Annotated in this window: 13 protein-coding genes; 7 read left to right on the forward strand and 6 right to left on the reverse strand. The window is 44.5% G+C overall.

Features of this window, described 5'->3' with window-relative positions:
* Positions 1-17: 17 nt before the first annotated feature.
* The 4 genes from GO003_RS13035 to GO003_RS13050 are packed head-to-tail and all read right to left on the reverse strand — an operon-like array spanning position 18 to position 4,011.
* On the reverse strand, positions 18-734 hold the full coding sequence (locus GO003_RS13035) for a phosphorylase family protein (protein WP_159652623.1): 717 nt from the start codon (positions 732-734) through the stop codon (positions 18-20).
* On the reverse strand, positions 731-2,686 hold the full coding sequence (gene shc, locus GO003_RS13040) for a squalene--hopene cyclase (protein ID WP_159652621.1): 1,956 nt from the start codon (positions 2,684-2,686) through the stop codon (positions 731-733). The genes GO003_RS13035 and shc overlap by 4 nt, the downstream gene beginning before the upstream one ends.
* 9 nt (positions 2,687-2,695) lie before the next feature.
* Positions 2,696-3,796, reverse strand: coding sequence for a phytoene/squalene synthase family protein (locus GO003_RS13045; protein WP_231088978.1), 1,101 nt, complete (start codon positions 3,794-3,796; stop codon positions 2,696-2,698).
* 23 nt (positions 3,797-3,819) lie between these two features.
* A complete protein-coding gene (locus tag GO003_RS13050) occupies positions 3,820-4,011 on the reverse strand; it encodes a hypothetical protein (protein WP_159652619.1) in 192 nt (63 codons plus the stop codon).
* Positions 4,012-4,274: 263 nt separating this feature from the next.
* Here GO003_RS13050 and hpnH point away from each other — a divergent pair, with 263 nt between their 5' ends.
* From hpnH to GO003_RS13065, 3 genes are all read left to right on the forward strand, one after another.
* Positions 4,275-5,381, forward strand: a complete 1,107-nt coding sequence (hpnH, locus tag GO003_RS13055) for an adenosyl-hopene transferase HpnH (protein WP_159652617.1) — start codon at positions 4,275-4,277, stop codon at positions 5,379-5,381.
* Between the two features lie 134 nt (positions 5,382-5,515).
* Positions 5,516-6,157 carry an ABC transporter substrate-binding protein gene (locus tag GO003_RS13060; protein ID WP_231088979.1) on the forward strand — a complete coding sequence of 214 codons (642 nt, stop codon included), beginning with the start codon at positions 5,516-5,518 and terminating at the stop codon, positions 6,155-6,157.
* 8 nt (positions 6,158-6,165) lie between these two features.
* Complete coding sequence (locus GO003_RS13065; RefSeq protein ID WP_159652613.1) at positions 6,166-7,080, forward strand: MlaA family lipoprotein; 915 nt, start codon at positions 6,166-6,168, stop codon at positions 7,078-7,080.
* Between the two features lie 58 nt (positions 7,081-7,138).
* Here GO003_RS13065 and GO003_RS13070 read toward each other — a convergent pair whose 3' ends face one another.
* Positions 7,139-7,654, reverse strand: coding sequence for an adenine phosphoribosyltransferase (locus GO003_RS13070; protein WP_159652611.1), 516 nt, complete (start codon positions 7,652-7,654; stop codon positions 7,139-7,141).
* Positions 7,655-7,714: 60 nt separating this feature from the next.
* A complete protein-coding gene (locus GO003_RS13075; RefSeq protein WP_159652634.1) occupies positions 7,715-8,089 on the reverse strand; it encodes a VOC family protein in 375 nt (124 codons plus the stop codon).
* Positions 8,090-8,611: 522 nt separating this feature from the next.
* On the opposite strand from GO003_RS13075, the gene rpiA reads away from it, so the two are divergent.
* The 4 genes from rpiA to GO003_RS13095 all read left to right on the forward strand — a co-directional run bounded on the left by rpiA (position 8,612) and on the right by GO003_RS13095 (position 11,891).
* A complete protein-coding gene (rpiA, locus tag GO003_RS13080; protein WP_159652609.1) occupies positions 8,612-9,304 on the forward strand; it encodes a ribose-5-phosphate isomerase RpiA in 693 nt (230 codons plus the stop codon).
* Between the two features lie 142 nt (positions 9,305-9,446).
* Entirely contained in the window at positions 9,447-9,929 is a 483-nt protein-coding gene (locus GO003_RS13085) for a peroxiredoxin (protein WP_159652607.1), read from the forward strand.
* Positions 9,930-9,944: 15 nt separating this feature from the next.
* Positions 9,945-10,973 carry a Gfo/Idh/MocA family protein gene (locus GO003_RS13090; RefSeq protein ID WP_159652605.1) on the forward strand — a complete coding sequence of 343 codons (1,029 nt, stop codon included), beginning with the start codon at positions 9,945-9,947 and terminating at the stop codon, positions 10,971-10,973.
* A 6-nt stretch (positions 10,974-10,979) separates the two neighbouring features.
* Positions 10,980-11,891, forward strand: coding sequence for a hypothetical protein (locus tag GO003_RS13095; RefSeq protein ID WP_159652603.1), 912 nt, complete (start codon positions 10,980-10,982; stop codon positions 11,889-11,891).
* The last annotated feature ends 32 nt before the right edge of the window (positions 11,892-11,923 follow it).

Genomic DNA, 11,923 nt, shown 5'->3' on the forward strand with positions numbered 1-11,923 from the left:
TAAATAGGCCTGGAGGTTTAGTTCGCGCAAAGCGTGAACGTGTTTAATTTTTTGGCCGCTAATTGTAAGGTTTTTCGAGCTGAGCTGAAATCCTTTCCCAGTCTTATCAGGCTTGGAATTTCATTAGGGTGAGTGATCAAATAGGATAATAGCCGTGTCAATACGACTTCACCTTGCTTATCAATAGCAAAGCAGATGGCCTTGGGAAGGTCCATCGAAGCGGGGTCGGCGATGGCTCGAACGACCAGGCAGGGCAATTCATGCAGTTTTGCAACTTGGGCTATGGCGTAGCTTTCCATGTCCAGCGCTTTTGCCTTTGTGTGTTCGGCTATCCTTTTTTTTTCCAGCGCGGCTGAAACGATATGGGCGCTTTCCGCTAACGTACCGGTTAGATCACAATCCGGATTAACCGTTTGTAAGACAGCTCTGGACTCTTCAAGCCAGGGTGAGTTCAGGAAGATAGGCGGCGAGTTCTCCGATACTAGGCAGTCAGGGAGGATGAGATCGCCCGGTTTACTGCATTCATCTAATGCCGCAGCACATCCCCAACTCACTAAACACGTTGCTCCGTTACTTATTAATAAATTTGCAGTTCTGGCCGCGTTTTCGGGGCCGGTGCCGGACAGGCAGAGGAGTGTCGTTTCATTCAATGAATGACAGCACCCTTTGACCAGTTTTTGGCTGGTCAGAGTGCTGAGTTCTTCAGGTAGGGCAACGACAATCCCCGTGATCACGAATGGCCGACCGCATTGCGGTACTTGGCAAGCGCCCAAAGCGGGAAGAACTTGTCGTAACCGTGGTATTTCAGATAGAAAACTCTGGGGAAACCAGGTGCTGTATAGCATTTGTCATTCCAGCTACCGTCAGTCAGTTGAGTTCTCAACAGAAAATCAACGCCGTTTTTAACAGCCTGGCTTTTAGCTTCACCTGCAGCAATCAGACCCATCACGGCCCAGGCAGTTTGAAACGCCGTGCTGAATCGATATTGACCTCTGAGTTGATCATCGTGGTAACTGAAGTTGTCTTCACCCCAACCGCCATCTTCCCGCTGAACACTTTTTAACCATTGTGCTGCGCGGGTATACATTGGGTCTGATTTATCTACCCGGGTTTGTTCAAGACCTATCAATACTGACCAGGTGCCGTAAATGTAATTGGTGCCCCAACGTCCAAACCAGGAACCGTCGGCTTCCTGTTCGCTTCGGATGTAATTGATGGTGCGCTCCAGGGCCGGGAGGTATTCGTCATGGTCTTTGCACACTTTGGCCATTAACATGGCGCAACGTGCGCTGACATCAACCGTCGGAGGATCCAGTAAAGCACCGTGATCGGCAAACGGAATTTCGTTCAGATATTCGTAATTATTGTCGACATCAAAAGCCCCATAACCACCATTTTTAGACTGCATGCCTACAATCCAGCGAGTCGCTCTATGAATGGATTCATCTAGTCCCGGAAGATTGGAGTCCGCCATTGCAAAACCCACTAGACCGGTATCGTCAACATCGGGGTAATGCGGGTTGGCATATTGAAAAGCCCAGCCGCCGCCTTCCAGGTTGGGTTGGGTGATCCGCCAGTCGCCGGGCTCGTCTTTAAGCTGTTTGCTTTTTAGCCAGTCATAGGCGCGTGTCAAGGTTTCTTTGTTTTTGACCTTGTCGGTTTCTTGCAAAGCGAGTGCCACCAGGCCCGTATCCCATACCGGCGATAAACAGGGCTGACAGTAGGCATAATCTTCTTTGATAACCATCAGTTTATCGATGGCTTTTCTCGCAGTGACAAGCAATTCATGTTCTTTTGGCATGCCAAGCAAAAGCATGGCCTCATAAGCGGCAGCCATGGCTGGATATATCGCGCCTAAGCCATCTTCGCCATTCAATCGTTCAATAAACCAATCTTTTGCTTTGGCTATCGCCTTGTCCCGCACACGTTTGGGTATTAACGGATTGGTTATCCGGCCTAATTTATCGAGCCCTAGAAAAATCTTGTTCAATAATGTTCTTTCCGGGAAATAATGTTTTTCCAGGTCGGGATGGACAACGAACAGTTCCAAAACATCGATTTTCTTTGGGTTCTGGGCTGTCGCTTTTAATGTGCAAAGAATGAACAAAGGAACCATGACTGTTCTGGACCAGTATGAGACCTTGTCTAAATGGAAGGGAAACCATTTGGGCAGTAACATGATTTCAACCGGTATGTAAGGTACACCGCGCCAGGGAATTTGCTCGAACATGGCCAAGGCAATCCGGGTAAAAACATTGGCTCTCGCGGCTCCGCCTTGGCTGAGAATATAGTTTTTCAGCTTGATCATATGCGGAGCTTCAGGCGAGTCGCCGGCCAGTTTTAAAGCGTAATAGGTTTTGACGCTGCAGCTGATATCGCCAGGACCCCCGGTAAACAGGGGATAGCTGCCGTCTTCGGACTGTCGTGATCTTAAGTAATTGGCAACCTTGGCTTGCAGAGGCTCATCTATTTCACCCAGATAATTCATAAACAGGATGAATTCTGATGGAATCGTGCAGTCCGCTTCCAATTCGAAGACCCAATGACCATCGGGTTGTTGCAGGTTCAATAAAAAGCTTTCCGCCTTACTTATGGCTCTATTAAGGTCATTAGGACGGCCGATAATGGCCGTAGCGGTGCTGGGCAGATCATAGGTATTAATCTCTGTATGTGCGTCGGTAAACATAATATTTCCTTAAAGTGCTGACTTAGCTTTCAGGGATTGTGGAGAATAAGTCCAGCCGGGCGTTTTCAGCGGCCGGCTTGAAACGTTAAATAACAGCGATAAAAATGTGTTGCTGCGAACAGCAAGGCGCGTAGTGAAAATTGTCGCCTTGACGCTGTTCCGGGTAATTTTGACTTGACTGGAGTCAGTGAAATACAGGTGTTGCTTGATTTTTCTCAAGGTGAGCACTGCCATGCCTAACGCCAGCAAGCAAAAGTTACGTATGCCTGTTTCATGGCTAGGAATCAATAATGTGAAATTTAGCGCGTTTTGCAAGTGGCTTTGGGCAATACTGATCAATCGTTCCAAACCGAGCTGGAAATTTTTGTCATTCGTTGCAGCAGTTAAATCCGACAGCTGATAACCCGTCTCGGTAAAAATATCCTGAGGCAGCCAGCAGACTTCGCGGGACGCATCATCCCAGATATCTTTCAAAATATTGGTCATTTGCAGTCCTTGCCCAAACGACACGGACAGTTTTAGTAGTTCTTTTTCATGGGTTGCGATTTCCGGCGAGTAGTGACAAAACAGCTTGGCCAACATTTCACCAACGCATCCGGCGACGTAGTAACAATAAGAGTCCATGTCCGCCAAGGTGCTTAATCCCATTTTTAGGTTTTGCGCCTGAAAAACCGGCATCCCTTTAGCCATGGTTTCAACGCAGCTTGCCAGCGCATCAATCTGATGCGGACTGAAACTGTGGGTGATGGCTATCACGCGGGGAATTTGTTCAATAAGGAGGTGTTCGGCGGGAATGGTCTGGCTGGATAATAACGGACCTAATTCTTGTGCAAATGCTTCCGCTTGCCGGCCTGATTTTGTGACAGTAATAAATTCGGAGCAAAAGTATTCTTTTTGAGTGGGTGAAAGTGAAACTTCATCTTCAATCGTATCGACTATACGGCACAGAAGATAAGCATTGGCCACGGCATCCTTTAAACCGGAAGGCAATTCAGGAATTGTCAATGCAAATGTACGAGACACATCTTGCAGCAAATAGGCTTGAAAATCATCATCGGATAGATGATCAAGCATAATTTTGGTATCTGAAGATGGAGAGTTTTCGCTCATTTCTAATCTGTGTTTGGTCCGGGTTAAAACGCTTCTTTAAAACAATGATAGACTTTTTGTTGGTATTTTGCAAAGTAATGTTGTTTTCTAGCCAAGAGTGAGTATTTTCGCGCGGTTAAGCGCTTATGCTCTGGTAAACGTGGGGTAGCTCTTAACAAAGCGTTGTATTTTGGTGAAATGGCAACAAATACGATTTTTTGTTGTTTATCCCGCATAAATTTGTGCTAAAACTGGAGTCTTTCCAAAAAAGATAGTATTCTAGTGGGTAATGGTTAAGCTCCCGTAATACAAGGTTAGGCTGTTTTTAAAACGAATTTTGACAGTTTCCTAATCGATTTTTACTACATCTGGATTCAAAGGATAGGGTGTTGTTGTTTTACAACATTCTGGAGTGTGATCGCTTTTTTTGGGGTAACTTTTACGAATGTTATTAAGGTTATCCGGATTTATTTTTTACCGTATTATGGAGGGTGTTCTCGTGGGTGTTCCTTTACGTCAACAATTGGCAGTAGGCAGTTATTTATTAAAGCAAAAAATTAAAGGAGTAAAAAAATATCCTTTGGTTCTTATGTTGGAGCCACTTTTTCGATGCAACCTTGCATGCTCCGGCTGCGGAAAAATTGATTATCCGGATGATATTCTCGACAAGCGCCTGACGGTCGAAGAGTGTTTGCAAGCAGTGGACGAGTGCGGGGCACCGATGGTTTCAATTCCCGGTGGAGAGCCTTTGCTTCACAAAGATATGCCGAAAATTGTTGAAGGCATCGTTGCAAGAAAGAAATTTGTCTATCTTTGCACTAACGCGTTACTTCTCAAAAAGCGCATTGGTGATTATACGCCGTCACCTTATCTTACTTTTTCCGTTCATTTGGACGGCAATCAGGAAAGGCATGATGCTTCTGTATGTCAGGATGGAGTCTTTGAAAGAGCCGTTGAAGCCATCAAGCTAGCGCTTGATAAAGGATTCAGAGTCACTGTTAACTGTACATTATTTCAGGGAGAGAATGCGCCTGAAGTGGCCGAGTTCCTTGATTATGCAATGGAGCTAGGGGTTGAAGGCATTACTATTGCTCCCGGTTTCAGCTATGAAAGGGCTCCCAGACAGGATGTATTTATTAAAGGTAAGGATGTTAAAGAACTGTTTCGCGGTATATTCAAGATTGGCAAAAACCGTAAATGGAAATTGAATCATTCTTCGCTGTATCTGGATTTTTTGGCGGGCAACCAGAGCTATGACTGTACGCCATGGGGTAACCCAACGCGAAACGTATTTGGCTGGCAGAAGCCTTGCTATTTACTTTCTGACGAAGGCTATGCCGATAGTTTCAAAGACCTTCTTGAAGAAACACCTTGGGAAAAATACGGTACAGTCAATAATCCTAAATGTGCCAATTGTATGGCGCATTGCGGCTACGAAGCCACGGCTGTTGAAGACATGCTGAAACACCCTATAAAAGCCCTGTTGACTTCTGTTAGAGGGCCTAAAACAGAGGGTGAAATGGCTCCTGAAAAAGCCCCGGTTTATGATGATGGTGACAGATCATTGCCCAATATTGCAGGGATTCCCGTCAGAACAGAAGTTTAAGCTGAATCGGCAGGGTCAAAACACTGCCTCTGCCTGATTCGACTTTGTAGTTTTTTCAAGCCCGACATATTAGCAGGGAAGCGAGTAAACCAGTCACGCTGAATCAATTACAATGGTTCAAAGCATGTATCTGCATGCAATCACAAATGGAGATTTCAATGCAACAATTTTATAAGCGAATATCTTCTGCACTATTAATAGGTATATTGAGCTTTCAGTCCTGGTCGGTTTTGGCATCCGAAGCTGAAAGTGCACGAGTCATTGTCGAAACTTTTCAGCTCGCTCTGATAGAGACAATGAAACAAGGCAAAGAGTTAGGTTATGAAGGCCGATTCAATAAATTGGCGGAACCGGTCAAGTTGAGTCATGATCTGACCAAAATAGCCCGTATTGTGGTGGGGCGTGAGTGGGAAAATTTAACAGCTGAACAGCAGACGCAATTAGTTGACGTATTCAGTAAGTTAAGTATTTCTTCTTATGCCCATAATTTTAAAGATTTTGATGGGGAATCGTTTGTATTTGATTCTGAAGAGCAAACTGCCCGAGGCGGAGTGATCATCCACACAACATTAATTATTCCGAATGACAAAAACGTCAAATTCGATTATATGTTGAAAAAAAAGGGAAATAGCTGGAAGATAATCAACATCATCGCTAACGGCGTAAGTGATTTGGCTTTAAAACGGTCCGAGTACACCAGTATCCTCAAGAGAGAAGGTTTTGACCCGCTAATAACCAAGATAAACGAAAAAATCGATAATTATTCTAAGCAATAGGTTTTCTGATGAAAAAGTTTGGGCACGGCATAAATCAGCGAGTAGTTAACCAATTTGCTGCATTGATTTTTGTTGGGGTAGGTCTTTTGATTCATGGTTGCGCCTCCACTCCAACAGAAAATCAGGCGGATTCGTCTGCTCAAATTGATCCTTACGAGGATTTCAACCGTACCATTTACGACTTTAATAGTCAGGTCGATAAATATGTTGCTGCGCCTGTATCTGATGGCTACAAATATATAACCCCTGGGATAGTGCAAACAGGCATTACTAATTTTTTCGATAATCTGAAAGGCATCAATACCGTTATCAACGATTTATTGCAGGCTAAGTTTGAGCAAGGCGCTCAGGATACAGGCCGGTTTCTGCTTAATTCTACGTTAGGAGTCGGCGGATTGTTAGATGTTGCAAAGGACGCAGGTTTGGAGCAAAACGAAGAGGATTTTGAACAAACTTTAGCGGTGTGGGGTGTGCCTGAGGGTGCCTATCTGGTATTGCCATTGATGGGGCCATCAACTACTCGGGGTATTCCCGGCGCCGTATTCGACGCAGCGGCTAATCCTGCAACTTATGTCGGCTATCCGGTTCAGCTGCTATCGGTCATAAACTCCCGCGCCAATGCGGATGGGGCTATAAAATTTGTCGATGAAGCCTCGCTTGATTCCTATGTGTTTACCCGTGAATCTTTTTTGCAATGGCGCAAGTTCATGGCGACTGATGGCGCTTCCGGGGTTGCTGATGATGATTTGCTGGGTGAAGACGATGATTTTCTGGATGAGGGTCTTTCCGGTGACGAAGCCAAGCTCAATGGGGAAAAGGAAAAACCGTCTTCTGTCGAGCCCAAACCAAAAGAACTGACACCCGTCATCAGCGGTTCCAGTGATTCTGTTCTTTCACAAGGCAACACAGCAGAAACAAAATAATCAGTTGCAGGGCTAGGGAAAGTGTAAATAAGTACCGACTTTCCCTCAGCCAAGATGCCTAAAAATGCAGTAAAGAAAAGACTTCGTAGTCTTTTAGTTTTTCTCTTCCGTTAAGAAAATCCAGTTCTACTACAAAAGCGCACGCTTCGACGGTGGCACCCAGTTTTTCAACCAATTCGCAGCTGGCTTTCGCCGTTCCGCCTGTTGCCAGCAAATCATCAATAAGCAAAACCCTGTCGTTTGGTTCGAAAGCATCGATATGTGCTTCCAGAGAAGCGGATCCATATTCCAAATCGTAAGAAACGCTTTGAACATCGTAAGGCAATTTGCCCGGCTTTCTCAATGGGATAAAACTAACGCCCAATTCCCAGGCCACCAGCGACCCGAAAATAAAGCCTCTGGCTTCCATGCCTGCCACCGCAGTAATCGGTCGTTCCAAAAAAGGCTGCATCAGCAAATGCACAGTCAATCTTAAGCTCGCCGGATCTTTAACCAGGGGGGTTATGTCTTTGAAAATAATGCCGGGTTTTGGAAAGTCCGGAATATCTCTAATTTTAGTGATTAGTTTTTCCATGGGTGATCGATAAACGGGTAGATTGGATGTTTGTTGTGAGGATTAATGTTTAGCGATAACTTAGCTTCGCTCGATAATTTCCAAAGCATTGCCGTCAAGATCTCTAAAGAACAAAGCCCTGCGCCCCGATTTGCTTAAGGTATAAATAATATTTTTTTGATCCAATTCGGCTTTGACCAGATCCAGGTCGTCGACATTAAATGCCACATGCCGATCGCGTCCACCATGCTCCGGCCGGCCGGTTGCCGGATCAGGATTGGGCAGCTCTAAAATGTGAATTTGCTGAGGACCCAATTGAAACCATGCGCCGGGAAAGCCAAGATCAGGGCGCGCAACTGATTTTAATCCCAATACCTCGGAATAAAACTGCAGTGCTTTTTCAGTATTTGAGACCACCAGACTGACATGGTGCAAGCTGATATTATTTTTTTCCATCATCGTTATAGCATGTGTTAAACAAGTTTTGAGTATACCTTAACTTGCAGGTAGGCTGAATTGTTTATAAAAGCAGACTGAGCCCAACACAAAATATTTAAGTGCCAATGATTCAATAGGATAAGCCTCACCGTTTAAAACTATTAGCATATTTTAATCGTGCCACTGTAATATTGGTTTTTTTGTAATCACTGAATATAACCGGACTTGCTAATGCGTAGGACAAGGAATTATTGTTTGCAAGTTAACGTTGAGGACCTCAGTACTCAGTTTTGCCGGGTAATAAAGTAAATCTGTTCGCCCTAAGCTTGTCGAAGGCCAGATGGGCCTTTCAACATGCTATTCGTAACTACTCGGCCGCTTGGAATAGAGGGTGTAGGGGTTGATTGAAAAGGCTTCTGCAACAGGGACATATTTATGCATCCTTTGAAATCAAGCACCTACACACTATAAAATGGGACGCGGCGAGTAGATACTGCTATTCAAACCAATCACTAAACCGCTTTTACTGAGGCAGGTAATATGAACGATAAACAAAAAGTAGCACAAGCTGCCATCGAGTATGTTAAAGACGGTATGGTTGTTGGCTTGGGTACCGGCTCTACAGCCAATTATTTTATTGAAGCCTTGGCCCTTTGCGTCAAAGAAAAACAATGGTCAATAAAAGTTGTTTCCAGTTCCACGGTGAGTTTGATCAAAGCGCAGGAATACGGTTTGGAGTTAGTGAGTCTGGATCAGTTGAGTCATCTCGATTTGTATGTGGACGGTGCGGATGAAGTCACTCCTGATTTAACCTTGTTAAAAGGCAGAGGTTATGATTTAGTCAAAGAGAAATTGTTGGCAAAGGCGTGCAAGCGCTTTTTGGTTCTGGTTGATCAAAGCAAGCAGGTCGAAACCATTGGCGAGAAATTTCCTGTCCCGATTGAAGTTATCCCTTTTGCCTGGCAGATGGTAAAAGAGAGCTTAAGGCAAATAGGCGGCGACAGCGAACTGCGGCAGACGGCGTCAAAAGACGGACTCGTCATTACCTCGCACGGCAGTTTGGTTCTGGATACTCGTTTTAAAGGCTCACCAGGAACCAAAGAGCTGAATGACAGGCTTAACGCTATTCCCGGAGTTGTTGAGCATGGCGTTTTTTACAAGTTGGCCAGTGACTTATTAATCGTAGAAGAGGGAAAAGTGAGTGTCCTGAGCGAGGCGGAGAGTCGAAGATAACAGTAAGGAAAATGCACAAAATAACTTAAGCTTTTGACCCCCCCCACCCCATCCATTTCCCAGAGGGAGAGGGGGGTTTATTGACAAAATTGACTTTATGCTTGTTCCAAAAAACATCGTATCAATCCTTGAGGAGATAAACATGTTAGAAAAAAATCAACCAGCACCTTATTTCAGATCCTTGCAACAAGATAATAAACTGGTGTCACTGGACGACTACGCGTCATTAAAAAATGTGGTGCTTTACTTCTACCCTAAAGACGATACCCCAGGTTGTACAATTGAAGCCAATGACTTTACAGCAATGGCTGCCGATTTTGCGCTGCTCGATACCGTTGTGATCGGCGTCAGTAAAGACTCTTGTGAAAGTCATCGCGCATTCATCAAAAAATACGATCTCAACGTTGAGTTATTGGCGGATGAGTCTGGCGAGATCTGCGAAAAATACGGTGTCTGGCAAGAAGTTGAAAAAGAAGGGGTAAAAAAATGGAAGATCGTTCGCTCCACCTTTATCATCGATAAGAAGGGTGTTATTGTCGAGGCAATGTATAACGTCGCGCATGAAGGTCACGCGCAAGCCATATTGGATATTATAAAAAACAAAGATACAAGCGCAGATGAGTAAAGGGAACCGCCAATCATGAATGAGAATATCAAGTTAAATTGGGGAATATTAGGTGCGGCGCGGGTTAATGAGCGTCTGTTACCGGCTATTGTTGAAGCGGCTAATGGCCGCTTGGTAGCGATTGCCAGCAGGCGTCCCGGAGCTGCAGCCGAAACCCTTGCAAATTACGCTCCCGGTCAAAGCAATGTGACATGCTACGATCAATTGGACGCCTTGCTTGCCAATGATCAGGTTCAAGCCGTCTATCTACCGCTTGCCAATCATGAGCACGCCGAATGGGTAGTAAAAGCGTTAGAAGCGGGAAAGCACGTCTTATGTGAAAAGCCGATGGCTTTAAAAGTGGCCGATATTGATGCCATTGAAGCAGCTGCAAAAAAGCATAATGTATCTGTCACAGAAGGCTTTATGTACCGTTTTCACCCCCAGCATGCGCGGGTTAGAGAAATAATCAATTCCGGGTTGATAGGTGAAGTCAAAACGGTACGTACCTGTTTCTCTTTTATGATGAAACCGGCGCGAATGTACAGATTGGCGCTGGATGTCAATCAAGGCGGCGGCGCCATGTGGGATATAGGTTGTTATGCCATTCATACTGCCAGAATGTGGTTTGAAAATGATCCAGTGGCCGTAACAGCTCTCGCTAACTATGTGCAAAGCGGAGCCGACACCGCAATGAACGGCGTGATTGATTATGGCGAAGGGCGTTATGCTCATTTTGATTTCAGTTTTGAACGCGCCAGACGCGCCGAATACGAAATCATCGGCACCTTAGGCGGCATCAAATGCCACAATGTCTGGCAATTACCGGGCGATGCACCGGTTATTTCATACTGGACAGAATCAGGGTTGCAAACCGAAGAACGGCTCCCCGCTCATAATCATTTTCGGCTAGAGATAGAAGGCGTCAGCCAGCGTATACTAGATGGCAAGCCGCCGTTGCTCTCATTGAGTGATGCCAAAAGCAATTGCCGGGTTATCCAGGCAGCTATCAAATCGGCGGAGGAAGGGCGGTTGGTTTGGGTGAGTGATGTTTCAATTGTCTGACCTGTGATGACTAGCAATAACATCACTTTTATTTTTAACCAGATTCATATTGATGTTGCCCGAAATGCAACCGATGATTTTAATTTGTTCCATGAACCGGTTAAATGGCAGCTAATTGAAAATAATCCGTTTGAGGGGCCAATAGTATTGGGGTTTCAGCTTGAATCGTTACTCGAGGCTCACATTAAGCAGTATCGTAATAGTAATAACGAAGATGTGTTGATTCAAGATCAACAACTTCAGTTCAGTAACTACCAGTTTAACTTTGCAAATGCGGTTAAGCCTGGTGATACAGTAGAAATCGATATAAAGAAATCGCAATTTAAAAAAGATAATGGCGGACTGGTACTCAGTAATCGAGTTGCTGTCAAAGCCAACGGCATATTGGCTTTGACAGGCTATAAAAAAGAGTCTCAATTTGCGTTATTCCTGCCTGATGCCGACTTTTCGACTTGGGGAAATCTAAAATCCTATCCAGATCGCTCTGTATTGCCTGAACATGGTTTCTTTTTGAAACGTAAATTTATCAATGTCAGTAACGGGAAAAACTTTTTGTGTGGTTCTCTGGTGGATCAATTATTGTTTTTTGATGACTTGGAAGAAAAAACTATTTTTCCAGAAATTTTTCCATGCAGTTTCATTTCTTGTGCATTACTTGAACAAGCCTGGCTTGACAAACACGATTTCAAAAAAGATCCAATGGTGTATTCTTCGCATAAAATCTCTATCCATCGTCAATGCCTGACTTTATTGAAAAGTAACACTTGCTTGCACATATTGGTTAAAGCGATTGATGGGACCTCCTATGCCTATGAATGTTATGGGCTTATAGACAATAATCAGGTGCTGTTCAGGGCAATTATCGCTTTGACGCCGCTGAAAATCATTTTGAAAAGTCGTTTTTTTTCTAAAAAATAAATATTCTTATATTTTAATTCTTGACGGGTCTA

Origin of the sequence: Methylicorpusculum oleiharenae (assembly GCF_009828925.2) — a bacterium.
Taxonomy (GTDB): domain Bacteria; phylum Pseudomonadota; class Gammaproteobacteria; order Methylococcales; family Methylomonadaceae; genus Methylicorpusculum; species Methylicorpusculum oleiharenae.